We start from the raw sequence: 16275 nt of genomic DNA on the forward strand, positions 1-16275 counted from the left end.
TGGCATAGCTTTAGGAGCAGACGCGATGAGCCAGCCGAAAATCGATGCCCACCAGCACTTTTGGCGCTACACGCCGCGAGATTATCGCTGGATAAGCGACGACATGGCGGAGCTGAAGCAGGATTTATTGCCTGAGCAGCTGGCACCGGCGTTACAACGTCACGATATTCATGGTTCTGTGGTGGTTCAAGCCTGTTCAAGCCTCGAGGAAACGCGCTGGCTGCTGGAGGTTGCCGAGCACGCGGCTTTCGTGAAAGGCGTGGTTGGGTGGGTGGACGTGGCTTCGCCAGAGCTTGGAGTACAGCTCGAACAGCTGGCCCATCCGCTGCTGCGCGGCATTCGCCATCAGGTGCAGGACGAAGCCGACCCGGCGGCGTGGCTGCGCGACGGCGCGGTGAATCGCGGGATTCGCCAGCTGCAACAGCACGGCTATGTGTATGAGCTGCTGGTGACCCATCGCCATCTGCACGAAGGCGCGCAATTCGCGGCGCGCCATGACCAGCACCCAGTGATTCTGGACCATTTCGGTAAGCCTGATCTCAGCCGAGGCGTGGGCCACTGGGCGCAACAGATAGCGCCCTTTGCCAAGCTGGAGCACGTCAGCTGTAAGCTCTCCGGCCTGTTAACCGAGCCGCGCCCGGCGGGCATGACGGCCAACGACCTACTGCCCTATTTTGAGGTGGCGCTGGACGCCTTCGGCCCCGAGCGCCTGCTGTTTGGCTCCGACTGGCCGGTCTGCCTGCTCGCGGGGAGCTACGAAGACGCGCTAACCCTGTGCCAACGAGCCACCGCCGCGCTAAGTCGTGACCAGCAGGACGCCATTTTCGGTGGTAACGCTTACCGCCTGTACAACCTGCAAAACGCATTTTTGGAGTAACCATGAACCTGCATCTTGATAACAAAGTGGTGATCGTCACCGGCGGTGGCTCCGGCATTGGGGCCGCCATTTCGCTGACTCTGGCCGAAGAAGGGGCCATTCCGGTGATCATCAGCAATACCGAACCGGCCAACGAGCTGATGCACCAGCTGCAACAGTTTCAGCCACAGGCCAGTTTTGTGCTCACCGAGCTGCGCGACGAAGCTAGCTGCACGAAGGCGGTAAAAGAGGTGTTGACCCGCTATGGCAGCATCGACGGCCTGGTGAACAACGCCGGAGCCAATGACAGCGTGGGGCTAGAAGCCGGGCGCGAAGCCTTTGTGCGCTCGCTGGAGCAGAACCTGATCCACTACTACCTGATGGCCCACCTCAGCCTTGAGGCGCTGCGCGCCAGTCGCGGAGCCATCGTCAATATCAGCTCCAAAACGGCGCTGACCGGGCAAGGCAACACCAGCGGTTATGCCTCTGCCAAGGGCGGGGTGCTGGGGCTGACCCGCGAATGGGCGGCTGCGCTGCTCAAAGACGGCATTCGCGTCAACGCGGTGATCCCCGCGGAGGTGATGACTCCGCTGTATGAGCGCTGGATTAAAAGCTTTGATAAGCCTGAAGAAAAGCTCAGCCAAATTACGTCGCATATCCCCCTCGGCCAGCGCATGACCACGCCGCAAGAGATTGCCAACACCGTGGTGTTCCTGCTCTCGTCCCGCGCCTCGCACACTACCGGCCAGTGGCTGTCGGTCGACGGCGGCTACACCCACCTTGACCGGGCGCTGACATGAGCCGCCGCTTCTGTCAGGCGCTGGATTTGGTCGATGACTCCCAGCTGATCGCCGAGTATCAGCAGCACCATCAGCGCATCTGGCCGGAGGTCGCCGAACATCTGCGCCAGCACGGCATTGTGGAGATGGAGATTTACCAGCTGGGCAACCGGCTATTTATGGTGATGGACACCACGGATGACTTCGACGGCGAGCAGTTCGCCCTTCGCAGTCAGGAGAACCCAAAAATCTGCGAATGGGAACAGCTGATGTGGAAGTATCAGCGCCCCACGCCATGGACGCCCGCAGGTGAAAAGTGGGTCGAGCTGAAGCGAATTTTTGCGCTTGCAGACCAACCCTAGCTCGTAACCTAAGAGATTGTTTTTCAAGTTATCTGACATAAAAAACCAGCCCCGTGCTGAAACAAACCCTGCAACCAGATATCAAGGAATTAACCATGCTCGCCAATAAAACCGAAAACCCTGCTTATGCAGGGCAAAAAGCGGCCTCCGGATTCCGGCTGGCCTTTATGCTGGTCACCACGCTGTTCTTCCTCTGGGGCTTGTCCTACGGCCTGCTCGACGTGCTGAATAAGCATTTTCAGGAAGTGCTGCACGTCAATAAAGCCCAGTCCGGGCTGCTACAGGCGGCTTACTTCGGCGCTTACTTCGTCATCGCCCTGCCCGCCGGTTTCTTTATGGACAGATATGGCTACAAGGCGGGCATCTTAGTGGGTCTGTGCCTCTATGCCCTCGGCGCGCTGCTGTTTGTGCCTGCCGCCGGTGCCAGCAGTTTCACCATGTTCCTGCTGGCGCTGTTCGTGATTGCTTTAGGTCTGGGCTGTCTGGAAACCGCCGCCAACCCTTATGCCACCGTATTGGGTGAGCCTGCCGGTGCCGAGCGCCGCCTGAATTTAGCGCAATCCTTCAACGGCTTAGGTCAGTTCGTTGGGCCAATCATCGGCGGCTCGCTGTTCTTCAGCGCCACCCAAGGCCCGGCGTCAGAAAGCCTCGATTCGGTAAAAATAACCTATGTCGCCATCGCCGTGCTGGTGCTGCTGATTGCCCTGCTGTTTGGCCGCACCAAGCTGCCGGATATTCGCGAGAGTGGCTCTGCATCTGAGCAGGCCAGTGGCGTGGAGAAAGGCCTGTGGCAGCACGGTCACTTTACCGGCGGCGTGATTGCGCAGTTCTTCTACGTTGCGGCACAGGTTGGCGTCGGCGCGTTCTTCATCAACTACACCACCGAGCACTGGCACACCCTGTCGAACCAAAATGCCTCTTATCTGCTGTCGATTGGGCTGGTGAGCTTTATGATTGGCCGCTTCTTCAGCACGTGGCTGATGGGCTTTGTGCGCCCGGCCACCCTGCTGGTGACCTACGCCATCATTAACATTGTGCTGTGCGGCATCGTGGTGGCGGGGATTGATAATGTTTCGGTGATCGCGCTGGTGGCGGTGTTCTTCTTTATGTCGATCATGTTCCCCACCATTTTCGCCATGGGCGTCAAGGACATGGGCAAGCAGACCAAACGCGCCAGCTCGGTGATGATCATGGCGATTGTCGGCGGGGCAATCATGCCTTACCTGATGGGCGCGGTGGCTGACCATTACGACACGGCGGTCTCCTATCTCCTGCCGCTGGCTTGTTTTGCCGTGGTGCTGGTCTATGGTTTACGTCAGAGAGCGCGTTAAGCGCACAGACTTGCCGGGAAAACCAAAGGAATGCTGAACTATTATGATTATTTCTGCTTCAACTGACTATCGGGCGGCCGCGCAGCGCAGGCTGCCGCCCTTCCTGTTCCACTATATTGACGGTGGTGCCTACAACGAACATACGTTACGCCGTAACACCGCCGACTTAGCGGATATCGCGCTGCGCCAGCGCATTCTTAATAATATGTCCGAGCTGAGCACCGCCACCACGCTGTTCGGCGAACAGTTGGCGATGCCGGTGATCCTCGCCCCGGTGGGGTTAACCGGCATGTACGCCCGCCGTGGCGAAGTGCAGGCCGCGCGCGCCGCCGCCAAGAAAGGCATCCCTTTCACGCTGTCCACCGTGTCGGTTTGCCCAATTGAGGAAGTGGCGCCAGCCATTGACCGGCCGATGTGGTTCCAGCTGTATGTGTTGAAGGACCGTGGATTCATGCGCAATGCGCTGGAGCGCGCGCAGGCGGCGGGCGTCAAGACGCTGGTGTTCACGGTCGATATGCCAGTGCCGGGGGCGCGCTACCGTGACGCTCACTCCGGCATGAGTGGTCCCAATGCCGCCGCACGCCGCATCCTGCAAGCCGTGACGCACCCGCAGTGGGCGTGGGATGTCGGCCTGAACGGCAAGCCGCACGACTTGGGCAATGTCTCGGCTTATCGCGGAAAACCCACCACCCTTGAGGACTATATCGGCTGGTTAGGCGCCAACTTCGACCCGTCGATTTCATGGAAGGATTTGGAGTGGATCCGCGAATTCTGGAAAGGGCCGATGATCATCAAAGGCATTCTTGACCCGGAAGATGCCAAAGACGCGGTGAGATTTGGTGCGGACGGCATCATCGTTTCCAACCACGGCGGCCGTCAGTTGGACGGCGTGCTCTCCACCACTCGCGCCCTCCCCGCCATCGCTGACGCGGTGAAAGGGGATATCACGATTTTGGCCGACTCCGGCATCCGCACGGGGCTGGACGTGGTGCGCATGATTGCTCTGGGTGCCGACAGCGTGCTGCTGGGCCGCGCCTTCGTCTACGCCCTCGCCGCCGCAGGCGAAGCCGGGGTGATAAACTTGTTAGAATTGATCGAAAAAGAGATGCGCGTCGCCATGACCCTGACCGGCGCGAAGACCATCGCCGATATCAGTAGAGATTCTTTGGTGGCGGGGAGTTTTGGTTAACCTAATCAGACAAAGTGATTATCGCCACTCGTCACGACTCTGGTTTTCAAAGGCAGCGCCTTCGACCGACTGGTTTGCCCAGAGCCCAAAAGCTGAGTCATTCTGAATCAGGCCGCTGGTACGCGCCAATGCAGTGATGGCATTTCGAATAACCTTATCTCGGGGAACCTGTAACAAGGTTCCCAGCTCATCTAACCGTTGAAGTTCCTCTTCTGATAGATCAATCACTAAGCGAGCCATAGCAACTTCCTCCTAAGTCCTTTTGACAAGCTTAGCGCTTTTACTCTCATTATTGCCAGACCGAAAATGACTGTTTTAGCACCAACAAAAACGCCCGCAATAAGCGGGCGTGATGCAGAGTGGGACCTCGGGTTACTTGGTTAAGGCAACAATACCCAAGGTCACGGCGGCGACAGCGGCAACACCACCGGCGACGGCGCCTGCGGTATCCCAGTTGTCCTGCGTGGTGCCTTTCATACAGGTATTGGTGTGAACCAAGCGGCCTTCGGAGTCGTACATCGGCGGGCACGGAGAGTTGGTGGCGCAGCCCGCCAGTAAGGTTGCCAATAGCCCAGCGATAATGAATTTTTTCATGGTATTCCCTTCATGGTGTCACCCTCTGCAATGGCAGGCTGGGTGATTATCGCGCGACTGTACCACTAATCTGTCGCGCGCCATTATCGGGGAATATTTGCAAATTATTTGGAATGTAAAGTTTCAGCAATCAACCGCGAGAACTCTGCGCCAAGTGCTAAGAAAGCGTAAGCGGCGGCAGTTCGAGGTTCTCGCGGAAGGTATCGCCGAGGTAATCTTCGTCAAGCAGATGGCGTTTTCGCAACTCGGGCAGCAGGCCGTTGAGCAGCAAATCTTCCTGATCGGGCTGGCCCAAGCCGTGGAGGGAAATCACATCCAGCACGCCCGCGTGATAGCGTTTTTCAATGGCATCGGCCAGCTTTTCCGGCGTCCCGGCGTTGAACCAGTGGCCGGTTTCCTGCGCCTGAATAATCAACTCACGCACGGTTAACCCCTGCTGGGCGAAGCGTTTGAAAATCTCGGCGCGGCCGCGACGGCGATTGACCTGCGCCACGTCGGGCAACAGGCTGGCGGGCAGAGGCTGGTCGAGCGACACGTCGCTCAAATCAATCTCGCCTCCCAGCATATCGGCCAGCTTGAGCCGCCCCTGCTGGTAGTCGATGCGTTCATGCTTTTCGCGCAGTCGGCGCGCCACGTCGGCATCGCTTTCGCCAATAACCGAATGGAAAGAGTTCATCACAAACGGCAGATTTTCGTGTCGGCCATAGGCCCGCGCCCGCTGGTGCAACTGCTCGACGAAGGCCACGGCGTCCTCGAACGTTGGCTGCGAGGTATAAATCACTTCGGCATAGCGCGCGCCGACGGAAACCCCCTCTTCCGACTGCCCGGCCTGAAACTGCACTGGCCGCCGCTGGGGCGGAACCGGCACGTTTAACGGCCCTTGCACGCGGAAGAAATCGCCGTGGAAATTCACCGGATGCAGCTTTAACGGGTCAATTTTGGTGCCGCCGGACGCCGTGCGCTGCACCGCGCTGGTCTCGTTGGCGTCAAACAGCGCGTTCAGCACGGCAATAAACTCTGCCGCGCGGGCATAACGCTGGGATGGGTCTGGCAGGTTCGTCCCGCCGAAATTCTCTTCGCCCACCGAGGAGGTCACGGCGTTCCACGCGGCACGGCCGCCGCTCACGTGGTCCAGCGTCGCCACCAGCCGGGCCAGATTATAGGGGTGCTGATAGGTGGTCGATACCGTGGCAACCAGACCAATACGCTCAGTCACCTGACTGAGCGCCGCCAGCGTGATCAGCGGGTCCTGACTGCCCGTCGTGCCCGACAACCCGGCCGGATCGGCTTGCAATAGGTCGGCGGTAAACAGCCCGGTAATTTTCTGCGCTTCGGCCTTACGTGCCAACTCAACGGCGCGTTTTATGCCCGGTAATGGCCGAGTGTCGTTGGCGGCATAGAGGTAACTTCCAGCCCCCACCAGCGTTTTTAAGCGTCTTCTGTTGTTTCCAGCCACGGTATTCCCTTCTTTGGTAAGCCAAAGCTATAAAATAGGGCGCGGGGCTTTTTATTGGCTACCAAGAAAAAGGCATGAGCTTTCTACAATATAAGATAATCAGAGCGCTTACTGGCGCAGCCAAGGGGCGGCGGTGGTCCAGAATATAATATTCACCCCAAGGTAGTTCTCGGCGAACTGGATAAATTCCTGCTCGGTGAATTTCTTATGGGTTTTAGGATTGGTATAGGTCAGCGTGGGTTGTTGCACCGCCATCGCCACCAGATTCAGCTTGCCTTTATAGTGATGAAAAAACGGGTAAGCATTTTTCATCTGGCCCTTTTTATAAGGCACAATATCCGGGCCACCTAGCCCAATATTATTAGCCTGAGCCGTCTCAAATAGCCGCGACATATATCCATGGTCGTTATTCCATTCGCAGGGCCAAAAATTGACATACTGCACCACGTAGGATTTCTTAAACACCGACTTGGCAAACAGCATATTTTCCTGCGTAGCGGCGAAATAACGCTCACAGGTAAAACCGCGTTTTGCGGCCTGTTTCTCATCAATATCTATAGAGGTTTCCGGCAAGTTGATCCCGGCAATTCTGCCATCAAAGCTCTTGGCTAGCGCAGCCAAAAGCTGTTGATATTGCTGTCTTAGTGCAGGATTCCACTGCATCGCTACCCAGCCAGAACCCACCGGTTTGCCTTCTCCTGGGTTATCCGTCTGTTCTAATAAGCCGCCGAGATACTGCGGCTCCTGCTGGAGATAACTCGGGATGTTTTTATGTTGCGGCTCAAAGAAGCGATCTTGCAGCTGAATAAACAGTTTCTTATGCAGCTTATTGGTGAAAGCTAAATCCTTTTCGATGGCCGAAAAATCATACTGCCCCTTTGCTTTCTCTAACTGCTTCCAGGAATAGACAATCTGCACGCCCTGAATATCTTCTCGTTGCAACAGCGGGCGGATATTTTCCAACTGGTCAGAATCGGTAAAGAGGTAATTTTGTGGCGTGGCGGCCTGTACCGTGCTAGCAAATAACAGGGCGAACAGAATAAACATAATGATGAATCGCATACCTGAAACCTTATTTCCACTGAGATAGGAATAACAGTATGGCGATAGCCCCGAGGTGAATTGTCAGAGCAATGTCAGGATGTAAAACTAATTTTGCAGGCTCAGCAGCGGCCCGGCGAAGCGATGCTCCAGCCGCAGGGTCAAGCCACCCCGCGCCTCCACCCGAATGACTGACATATTAGCCCAGATGGCGTCGGCGTCCGCGCGCTGCGGCCACGTCTTGGGCTGAAGATTATCGCTGCGCTGCCACCAGATTTGTTGGAAGTCGCTGCGGCGCAGCAACGTTTGTTCCAGCCATACCGGCGGGCAGGCCGCTGGCACCGTCGGTGGCCTCAGGGTGATTTTTTGCCCCTGTCGCTGGACCCAGTTCAGCCCGCCGCTGCCCTGTAAGGCCAGCGTTTGCTGCCACACCTCACTACCCGAACGGACGGTTAACTTATAAATTCCGGCGGGCAATGGCTCGCCGCGCTCCTGACTGTCCAGCCGAAATTGCTGGTCTGGGTCATACTCGGCGTTGGCCCCATTCATTAACTCCTCACCGTTTGGCAAAGTCAGTGAGATTTGCAGGTCGTGTCGCAAACTTTTGCCACTGAACTGCACGCGGTAAATACGATTGAGAGGAATATCGCGCTGTATCAGCACCAGTGTCGGGTGATCCAACCACGCGGGCGCGGCTATCGGCAGGTCATTGCCGCATTGGCGGGACACCACGGCGTCCAGCGCCTGCCGCCACGCGTCGCGCTGCGCGGCGCTGCTCATCTGCGGCCAAAGGTTAATCAGTTGCTGCCACGCCTGATCATCTTGCTGGCTGAACAAGGCGTGATACACCGGCTCAAGAGGCGTCGCGGGTAGCGCGCTCTTTACGGGAGGAGTCATCGCCAATGTGAAAAACAGGGCAGTGAGAATTTTCGACGTCATGATGTTTTATCCAGACGATAACCCACGCCGCGCACGCTGCTGATAGCAATACCGGGCAGCTTTTGGCGCAGTTGTAAAATATGGGTGTCTACCGTGCGCGTCGAGGGGAAATGCTGGTAGCCCCACACCTGATTGAGCAGCTCATCGCGAGTAAATACCCGCCCGGCCATCTGCACCAGCATCGCCAGCAGGGCGAACTCGGTGGCGGTCAGCGCCACCTCTTTTTGCTGCCAACTGGCCGACTGGCGCGAAGGGAACAGCAGCAGTTCGCCGCTGCCCAGTTGCCCTTCCCCCAGTGGCCGTAGCTGTGCGCGAATTCGCGCCAACAGCTCGACGTGGGCAAAAGGCTTGCTGAGGTAATCTCGCGCCCCGGCTTCCAGACCGGCAACCCGGTCTTCCACATTGACGCGGGCGGTCAGCACAATCACCGGCAGCGCTTTTTTCGCCAGCCAGTTGGGTAAAAATCTCAGACTGTCGCCGTCGGGAAATTGCCGGTCGAGGACCACCAGATCGGCCAGATGCCAGTGACGCTCTACCTGACTTATCTCACTCAGCCACTGGCAGCTAAAGCCCTCCTGCTGCAAAAAGGCCTGCAACCCCTGCCCCAGCGCGGGATCGTCTTCGATAAGCAGCAGTTGGTCGTGGCGTTTACTGTTCACAAGGCAGCTCCAGGATGAAGGTAGTCGGCGGGCCGCTGAGGGTCAGTTTTCCGCGTAATCTGCGAGCCACGCGCTGAACAATGCTCAGACCCAGCCCCATTCCCGCGCGGGAAGAGAGCTGACGGCGCAGCTGCGGCAGACTATTAACGTTAAGATTTCCGGCGTCGCTTACCTCGAGAATCAACCGGCCGTGGCGACAACGGGCGCACAGCCGTACCGGCGTTTTGCCGTGGCGAAATGCGTTATCGAGCAAGTTATTCAGGCACAGGCTGGACCAATACAGCGGCAACTCAACCTCGAGGTCGCTATCAAGGCAAAATATCAGGTCAGGATGTGCCTGAGCGATATGCCACAGCCAGTCGCTTAAGGCTATTTTTGATGGCGCTTCCAGCAGGTCGCGCACGCCGTCCCCGGCAAGATAATGCCGGCTGGCTTCGGCCATCTGGCGCATGCGCTGTACGCTATCGGCCAGCTCGCCGAATCTGGCCTGCGCATCGGGTGACAGGGTGTCAAAGTCGCGGCGGAAGTGCTCCACCACATTGCCCAATTGGCTGATCGGGGTGCGTAATTCGTGGGTGAGCATTTGCACAATAAACCGCTGACGCTGCTGTAAACGCCGCCGCTGCCAGCCTGTCCAACCTAACGCCAACAGCGCCAGAAGCAGAGCGAAGGCCAGCAAAACACGCCAACTGCTGGCATAGCTGCTCACCGGATTGGCACAAAGCGTGCCCAGCGCCACATCGCATCGCCCTCCGGCTGCCACCAGCTCAACACCCGCGCGCTTGGCTAGCGGCTGCCAGACCTCAGGCGCATAGCGCACCCAGCGCTGGGGCTGCTGCCGCCATAAAATGCCATCCTGCATCAGCCAGGTTTGCCCATTCGCTAGCGCATCAAGGTTGTCATCCGATAGCTGGCCGACGCCGCCCAGCGCCTGCGGCCTTTCCCGCACATGCAAGTAAGCCTGCAATCGCCCCGCCTCGGCAGGATGGCGCTGGAGATAATGCCACGCCGTGCTGCCCCCCAGCGGATAGATCGGATGAGCCACAAACCACTGCTCCGGCAAATCGGTCTGCTGGCACTGCGCCTGATCAAACTGTTGAAAAGCTGGCGAAATCCCTGCGAGAGTGCCCGAACAGTGCTGGCTGTATTGGTAAAGCGTCGAGAGCGCTGGCACGGGCATCTCGCTGAATTGCGGATACAGGGAGGCAGGCCGCAATAGTAGAGGATCGAGCTGGCGCAGCGGGTTGAGCGAAACCTGCCCCAGAACAGGGGCATTGTCCAATAGGCGAGAGAAATCGCGCAGTGCCTGAGAAAAAGGCGGCGGCGTGCAGCCGCTGAATATCAGCGCGCTACAAAATATCAGGCTGAGTGTCCTGACTTTCTCCCTCATGTTTACCGCACTCCTTTGCTGAGAATGTCGCGATTATGCCTTGCAATAACAAAAATCCCAACTCAGCAAAACAGACTTTATTTATTGAATTTTATTGTCCTAATTAGCCAGCAGCAGGATTTCATTGATATCCACACTTTATCTGTTAGTTCTAATTGGGCGTGAATTCATAGAGTTATCGAAACATATTCTGCTAATTTTGCTTAAGTAAAGATTTGTTGGTGCAATTCTCAATCTCTGACTAACATTAAGTCAGCTAATACAACGTGATCGCTTGACGTGGAATTAGTGACGTGGCGCACGAACAGTGAATGCGCGCTCGAACATTCAAAGATGAAAAGTACGGCAATAAAGGGAGAGAGTCTATGAACGATCATTCTGCTCCTACATCGGCTCATTACAATGAAGCTTATGTAGAACCGGTAAATGGTGTGCCATTAAAACGTATTTCGTGGAGCGCTATTTTCGCCGGCGTCATTATTTCTATTGTGGTTTATTTACTGTTATCTATTTTAGGTACTGCAGTTGGGGCCAGCACCATTGACCCACTGAAAGAGCAAAATCCGTTGGACGGCATTGGTACCGGAGCCCTTATTTGGACCGGCCTCAGCATGCTGATTTCCATTGCTGCCGGGGGTTACGCCAGTGGCCGACTGGCGCAGCGCGAAGGGGCTTTGCACGGGGTATTAATGTTTGGGGTCAATACATTAATCAGCCTCTGGTTCCTGGTTGTTGTGGTTAATAGCGCAGTGAGCGGCGCAGCCAGCGTGGTAGGCAGTGGGCTGCAAACCTTGGGCAGTGGAATATCCGCCGCCGCCCCGCCGGTCACTCAGATGGTGAAAGACAAACTGGGAGAAAATAATATTAATCTCGACAGTTTGCAGAATGAACTGGAGACGACCCTGCGCCAAACCGGCAAGCCGGAATTACAACCTGAGAATTTGCAAAATAAAGCTGAGGGAGAAGTTAACAATGCCCAAAATCAAGCTGCAAATACGGCTAATCATCCACAAACCGCCGACACAGACGTCGTAAACTTTATTAAAGGTTTAGTTCAGCGCAACGAAAGTACATTCCAGGCCGCTGACCGTGAGGCGTTGAAAAATATCATTAAAGCGCGTACAGGGAAAAGCGATCAGGAAGTTGAACAGATTGTCGCTCAGACCGAGAAAAGCTATCAACAAGCCCGTGCGAAATATGAAGAGTTGAAACAGCAAGCCGAGCAAAAAGCCCGTGAAGCAGCCGATAAAGCCGCTGCTGCCACCGCCAAAGCCAGCTGGTTCGCCTTCTTCCTACTGATTGTTGAGGCCGTGCTTGCCGGTGCCATGGGTGCCCTGGGCCGCCGCACTCAGCCACGCGCCGTGTTTAGCGATCAACGTCCATTGAGATAATGGCTTTACATCGCTGGTAAACCAACCCAGAGAGAGGATAGCAATATCCTCTCTTTTTCATTGTTAAAATGCCATGGTGAGCACAACCAGCGTCAACAGCACCAGATAAATTCTGGCGTGCAGCTTGTCGGGAATGCGCCCCACCCACGGCGTCGCCGTCTGCATTCCCAGCCATGACCCCGCGAGTAGCACCACAAACGCCAGCATGTCGACATAACCCCAATACCAGTGTCCCGGCAGCGAAGCAGCGCCCGGCGCGGCCATCATGTAGGTCAAGGTGCCGACTATCGCCACCGGCATACTCAGAGGGTTCGCCATTGCCGTCGCGATATTCATACTTAGTCCTCGGCGACGCATCATTGGCACCGTCATCACGCTTCCCCCCACGCCAAGAAAAGTGGCGATCGCGCCAATGACCACGCCGATTAGCGCAGTTTTCCCCGCCGTTGGCTGATGGAGAGCTGTCCTAGCTTGTTGAGAAATAAACCCTTTTCGCAACAAACCGTCGGCAATAGTCAGCGCCAGATAGGCCACAAAGAGCCAGCGAATCACCCCGCCGTTGGTGGCATTGGCCAGTAAAGACCCGGCCACCGCGCCAAGGGCGATATAGCCCGCCAGCGGCCACGCCAGGCCGAGAATCAAATTGCCCCTGCGCCAGTGGCGGCGGGTTGCCATCGCCGAGGTGACAATCATCACGCAGGTCGAGGTCGCCACCGCAATGTGCATTGCCGCGTGGCCTATCGGGCTATCTGCGCCGTAGAGGGTAAGCAAGGTGCGATACAGCAGCGGCACGATGATGAAGCCACCGCCAAAACCAAATAATAGCGTGGTGATCCCGGCCAGAAAGCCGAACAGCGCCAGCGTGAAGTACAAGGTGAACATGAGGATAAGCCCGAAGTTGATAAACAGGCCTTACTTTAAGCAGTCGAGTCTTGTCCTGCTTTCGTTACTCAGTCAATAATGTTTGTGTTTCAGCCAATATGAGAACTCTGCGTGCACAACGTTTCGATTAATCAGCTGGATGCCACTCCGCGCCCGGTGGTTGCCATCCGCACAGACTACGCCTATGGCACTCAGCTGGCCTGGCACAGCCATAGGCGGGCTCAGCTGCTCTACGGCGCGCCGGGCGTGATGGAGGTCTCTACGCAGCACGGTAGCTGGGTGGTGCCCCAGCAAAGCGCGGTGTGGATACCCGCCGAAACGCCACACAAAGTGGTGATGCTCGGCGTTAGCACGCGCAGCCTGTATATCGAACCTTCCGCCGCCCCCAGAAACGGCGAGCAGTGCGAAGTGATCGCCATTCCCCCGCTTATGCGCCAGCTGCTATTGGATGCCGTGGATATGCCGTTGGAATACGCCACCTCTGGCCGGGACGGTGCGCTGGTCAACCTGATGATGCATGAGATCACTCGTGCGCCCACCCTGCCGCTGCATATCCCCTTTCCGCGCCAAACTGCGCTAGCGAAGCTGTGTCAGGGGTTTCTTCAGCAGCCGAATATCCACACCCTTCCCAGCTACTGGGCAGAGGTGCTGCACATCAGTGAGCGCACCTTTAACCGCCAATTTCGGGCCGAAACCGGTATGTCTTTCCTGCAATGGCGACAGAGGGTCTGCGTGGTGCTGGCACTTTCCAGGCTCGCCGCGGGAGTACCCATTACCACTATTGCGCTAGACATGGGTTATGACAGCCCGGCGGCTTTCTCAACTATGTTCCGCAAAATGCTCGGTCAGCCACCCTCGGCGTTTAGCCAGTTCTCTGGCGCGGTGTCGAAAACTTCAGGATAAATCACCCGATTATCTGGCTCATTTCTTAAGCTGTGCTAAACCTTATACAGACTTAACAACAAGGAGTGAGTTATGAAGAGACGTTATCTAGTTGCATCAGCGTTAGTTCTTACCGCCTTACTCGCAGGCTGTTCTAGCAATTACGCCATTCAAACCAACGATGGGCGAACGATAGTCAGCGAAGGCAAACCAAGAGTTGACCGGGATACCGGGCTAATCAAGTACAAGGATGCCTGGGGGAAAGAGCGCCAAATCGCCCAGACCGACGTGAAAGTCATGTCAGAAATTGGCAAGTAGGTTGTACTGAGTCTTAAAAAAAACCCGCTTCGGCGGGTTTTTTGTTGTGGATTTATGGAGAAGATAGCAATTTGGTAGAAAGTGTTTCTTTTTGGGAAACAGATGATATGATGTTTCTTTACGGGAAACAGGGAAGGTCACGTGATTAAAAGCTGGAAGCACAAGGGGCTGCAAAAGCTCTACCAGAAAGACGACGCTAGTGGTGTACAAGCCAAGGATGCAGAACGTATAAAACTTCGGTTACTGGTACTTGATGAAGCAGTAACGGTAGAAGAGTTCAAATTTTATCCTAGCTTTAAATTTCACTCACTGAAAGGCGACAAACAAAACCTTTACTCGATAACGGTTCGCGCTAACTGGCGAATAACATTCGAATTCAAAGACGGTGACGCCTACATATTAAATTTAGAGGATTATCACTAATGGCTATGCTCACCCCTCCGCATCCGGGCGGCTTGATCACTGAATATCTTGAGGATTACGGGATCTCGCTTCGCTCATTGGCGAAAGATTTGGGCGTATCTCCCTCAGCCTTGAGCAAGGCCGCGGCGGGTAAAACAGCAATTACTCCCGAAATGGCATTACGACTCGAAGTGGGGCTAGGTATCGCGGCCCGCCTTTGGCTGGCAATGCAGGCAACGTATGACCTCAGCAAAGCCCGGGAAAGAGTCGATCTTTCAAACGTTGTGCCGTCGTCCCACACTCAGGCGCAGACGGCACATTAGAAACAGCCCCCCAATGGGGCTGTTCTCATCACCAACCTTGAAGAGGGCTGCTCTGCTCAACCATGATCTTATGAAAACGATGGCCCGTCCCTGCTTTTAACGTGTACTGCAATATCTCTACAGTTTTCATAAATAACCTTATCCCTGATTAGATGGCTGAAAGGAGAATCTATCAGATATGAAATACCCGCCCCACGCCTTCAGGCAACTCAACGTTTAGGCTCAGCTTTCCGCCCATCGCCTCAATATATCGTTTGAGAGTAGCCAGTTTTACGTCATTACCTCTTTGCTCTATCTGGGTTATGGCGGGCTGACTGACGCCCATTAATTCCGCCAGTTTCTTCTGTGAGACCTGCATCTCTTCACGCAGCAACTGCAAACCGGTTTCCAGAATCATTTCATCCGCCATCTCTTTAATGCGAGCCTGGCTCTCTGGCGAACGGGCAGCGATAGCTTCACGTAATGTTTTCATTTTTTCACCTCAGCGAGAGCTATGTGGCGGTCAGCACAGGGCTAACGCTCACATTCAAAAGCAAAATATAAGCTACAACTTATAACATCAATCTTCCACTGCATAGTAAATAGACGAAACTTGAGATGCGATTTAGGCGGGAAAGCAGAATTACGAGGCAATAACTGGAGTTATACTGCTGATATTTAGCCCATTCCCAATAAGACTTGGAAATGGGTTAGGCATCAAACCTTACAGCGCATCAGCAAACAGTTGGTACATTTGAGCGAAGGCGCGGTGGGTGACTTTCTCATTGTACTGGCTCATGCCGGGAACGTTGGCGGTTGGATCGGTGAAGGAATGAACCGCGCCGCCGTAGTTAATTAACTGCCAATCAACGTTGTGACCTTTCATCTCTTCAACAAAACCAGAAATTTGCTCTGCTGGGATCAATGGATCTTCTGCGCCATTCAACACCAGCACGGACCCGCTGATGTTCTTCGCGCCGTCGGTGTCTTTGGTGTCTAACCCGCCGTGGAAGGTCACGAAGGCGTTGAGTTTTGCGCCGCTACGGGCCAGTTCGAGCACGCAGTGACCGCCGAAGCAGAACCCGATCGCGGCTACTTTCGCCACGTTCACTGGTGCATGTTGTTGCGCCAGCAGTGCGTCCAGCGCCCCTTGCATGCGTTGGCGCTCGGCGGGCTGGTCTTTTACTACCATCATCGCCGCGGCGGCTTCATCACCATTAGTCGGGCGAACTTTCGCGCCGTACAGGTCAGCGACAAACACCACATAGCCTTTTTCAGCCACGGATTTCGCGGCGTCGATAGCCACGTCGGCCACGCCCATCCAGTTTGGCGCGAGCAGAACGCCCGGCTGGTTTTTGGCCCCTTTTGGGAACACCACACAGCCCTGAAAATCCTGCCCTGCAACCTGATAATCGACATACTCAACGCTGATATTGCTCATTCACAACTCCAATAGATTTTGGTTTGGTTATCATTTAAAACTATCTCGCCATAAATGTATC

Annotated in this window: 20 protein-coding genes and 1 pseudogene; 10 read left to right on the plus strand and 11 right to left on the minus strand. The window is 55.7% G+C overall.

Translation table 11 applies throughout. From position 1 onward, the window contains the following. The first annotated feature begins 25 nt into the window (after positions 1 to 25). From ACT3RR_RS16665 to lldD, 5 genes are all read left to right on the plus strand, one after another. On the plus strand, positions 26 to 877 hold the full coding sequence (locus ACT3RR_RS16665; protein WP_485903429.1) for an amidohydrolase family protein: 852 nt from the start codon (positions 26 to 28) through the stop codon (positions 875 to 877). A gap of 2 nt (positions 878 to 879) precedes the next feature. Further along, a complete protein-coding gene (locus ACT3RR_RS16670; protein ID WP_353504060.1) occupies positions 880 to 1656 on the plus strand; it encodes an L-fucose dehydrogenase in 777 nt (258 codons plus the stop codon). Beyond that, the gene (locus ACT3RR_RS16675; protein WP_486032312.1) at positions 1653 to 1997 is read left to right on the plus strand and encodes an L-rhamnose mutarotase; all 345 of its coding nucleotides are present in this window, start codon (positions 1653 to 1655) and stop codon (positions 1995 to 1997) included. Before ACT3RR_RS16670 ends, ACT3RR_RS16675 begins: the two co-directional genes overlap by 4 nt. 95 nt (positions 1998 to 2092) lie before the next feature. Beyond that, complete coding sequence (gene fucP, locus ACT3RR_RS16680; RefSeq protein ID WP_496200764.1) at positions 2093 to 3328, plus strand: L-fucose:H+ symporter permease; 1236 nt, start codon at positions 2093 to 2095, stop codon at positions 3326 to 3328. A 43-nt stretch (positions 3329 to 3371) separates the two neighbouring features. Then, positions 3372 to 4517, plus strand: a complete 1146-nt coding sequence (gene lldD, locus ACT3RR_RS16685; protein WP_353504057.1) for an FMN-dependent L-lactate dehydrogenase LldD — start codon at positions 3372 to 3374, stop codon at positions 4515 to 4517. Positions 4518 to 4535: 18 nt separating this feature from the next. Here the strand turns inward: lldD and ACT3RR_RS16690 are convergent, their stop codons facing one another. The 7 genes from ACT3RR_RS16690 to ACT3RR_RS16720 all read right to left on the minus strand — a co-directional run bounded on the left by ACT3RR_RS16690 (position 4536) and on the right by ACT3RR_RS16720 (position 10596). Then, the gene (locus tag ACT3RR_RS16690) at positions 4536 to 4757 is read right to left on the minus strand and encodes a hypothetical protein (RefSeq protein WP_496200765.1); all 222 of its coding nucleotides are present in this window, start codon (positions 4755 to 4757) and stop codon (positions 4536 to 4538) included. 132 nt (positions 4758 to 4889) lie between these two features. Further along, positions 4890 to 5111 (minus strand): putative periplasmic lipoprotein, encoded by a 222-nt coding sequence (locus ACT3RR_RS16695; RefSeq protein ID WP_034796191.1) that lies wholly within the window; start codon positions 5109 to 5111, stop codon positions 4890 to 4892. A gap of 157 nt (positions 5112 to 5268) precedes the next feature. Then, positions 5269 to 6567 carry an NtaA/DmoA family FMN-dependent monooxygenase gene (locus tag ACT3RR_RS16700; RefSeq protein ID WP_496200766.1) on the minus strand — a complete coding sequence of 433 codons (1299 nt, stop codon included), beginning with the start codon at positions 6565 to 6567 and terminating at the stop codon, positions 5269 to 5271. Between the two features lie 108 nt (positions 6568 to 6675). Then, positions 6676 to 7629 carry a hypothetical protein gene (locus ACT3RR_RS16705; protein ID WP_496200767.1) on the minus strand — a complete coding sequence of 318 codons (954 nt, stop codon included), beginning with the start codon at positions 7627 to 7629 and terminating at the stop codon, positions 6676 to 6678. An 87-nt stretch (positions 7630 to 7716) separates the two neighbouring features. Continuing rightward, positions 7717 to 8547 carry a DUF2861 family protein gene (locus ACT3RR_RS16710; RefSeq protein WP_496200768.1) on the minus strand — a complete coding sequence of 277 codons (831 nt, stop codon included), beginning with the start codon at positions 8545 to 8547 and terminating at the stop codon, positions 7717 to 7719. After that, entirely contained in the window at positions 8544 to 9206 is a 663-nt protein-coding gene (locus ACT3RR_RS16715; protein WP_496200769.1) for a response regulator transcription factor, read from the minus strand. Before ACT3RR_RS16715 ends, ACT3RR_RS16710 begins: the two co-directional genes overlap by 4 nt. Then, on the minus strand, positions 9196 to 10596 hold the full coding sequence (locus ACT3RR_RS16720) for a DUF3404 domain-containing protein (RefSeq protein WP_496200770.1): 1401 nt from the start codon (positions 10594 to 10596) through the stop codon (positions 9196 to 9198). The genes ACT3RR_RS16715 and ACT3RR_RS16720 overlap by 11 nt, the downstream gene beginning before the upstream one ends. Before the next feature lie 365 nt (positions 10597 to 10961). Here ACT3RR_RS16720 and ACT3RR_RS16725 point away from each other — a divergent pair, with 365 nt between their 5' ends. Next, positions 10962 to 11987 carry a hypothetical protein gene (locus ACT3RR_RS16725; protein ID WP_353504267.1) on the plus strand — a complete coding sequence of 342 codons (1026 nt, stop codon included), beginning with the start codon at positions 10962 to 10964 and terminating at the stop codon, positions 11985 to 11987. Positions 11988 to 12050: 63 nt separating this feature from the next. Here the strand turns inward: ACT3RR_RS16725 and ACT3RR_RS16730 are convergent, their stop codons facing one another. Next, entirely contained in the window at positions 12051 to 12869 is an 819-nt protein-coding gene (locus ACT3RR_RS16730) for a sulfite exporter TauE/SafE family protein (RefSeq protein WP_496200771.1), read from the minus strand. Between the two features lie 111 nt (positions 12870 to 12980). Here ACT3RR_RS16730 and ACT3RR_RS16735 point away from each other — a divergent pair, with 111 nt between their 5' ends. The 4 genes from ACT3RR_RS16735 (at position 12981) to ACT3RR_RS16750 (ending at position 14794) form a co-directional block, all read left to right on the plus strand. Next, positions 12981 to 13772, plus strand: coding sequence for an AraC family transcriptional regulator (locus tag ACT3RR_RS16735; protein ID WP_496200772.1), 792 nt, complete (start codon positions 12981 to 12983; stop codon positions 13770 to 13772). A 72-nt stretch (positions 13773 to 13844) separates the two neighbouring features. After that, a complete protein-coding gene (locus tag ACT3RR_RS16740; protein WP_353504264.1) occupies positions 13845 to 14069 on the plus strand; it encodes a YgdI/YgdR family lipoprotein in 225 nt (74 codons plus the stop codon). Between the two features lie 141 nt (positions 14070 to 14210). Further along, entirely contained in the window at positions 14211 to 14492 is a 282-nt protein-coding gene (locus ACT3RR_RS16745; RefSeq protein ID WP_485903421.1) for a type II toxin-antitoxin system RelE/ParE family toxin, read from the plus strand. After that, positions 14492 to 14794 carry a HigA family addiction module antitoxin gene (locus ACT3RR_RS16750; RefSeq protein WP_353504263.1) on the plus strand — a complete coding sequence of 101 codons (303 nt, stop codon included), beginning with the start codon at positions 14492 to 14494 and terminating at the stop codon, positions 14792 to 14794. Before ACT3RR_RS16745 ends, ACT3RR_RS16750 begins: the two co-directional genes overlap by 1 nt. Positions 14795 to 14834: 40 nt before the next feature. Here the strand turns inward: ACT3RR_RS16750 and ACT3RR_RS16755 are convergent. The 3 genes and pseudogenes from ACT3RR_RS16755 to ACT3RR_RS16765 form a co-directional block, all read right to left on the minus strand. After that, positions 14835 to 14924, minus strand: a pseudogene (locus ACT3RR_RS16755) (NIPSNAP family protein); the annotation flags it as partial. Between the two features lie 42 nt (positions 14925 to 14966). Further along, on the minus strand, positions 14967 to 15266 hold the full coding sequence (locus tag ACT3RR_RS16760) for a helix-turn-helix domain-containing protein (protein ID WP_185690486.1): 300 nt from the start codon (positions 15264 to 15266) through the stop codon (positions 14967 to 14969). A gap of 231 nt (positions 15267 to 15497) precedes the next feature. Further along, a complete protein-coding gene (locus ACT3RR_RS16765) occupies positions 15498 to 16214 on the minus strand; it encodes a dienelactone hydrolase family protein (RefSeq protein ID WP_496200773.1) in 717 nt (238 codons plus the stop codon). Positions 16215 to 16275 lie beyond the last annotated feature (61 nt).

The organism is Ewingella sp. AOP8-B2-18, assembly GCF_052376015.1.
In the GTDB taxonomy this organism is placed as follows: Bacteria; Pseudomonadota; Gammaproteobacteria; order Enterobacterales; family Enterobacteriaceae; genus Ewingella; species Ewingella allii.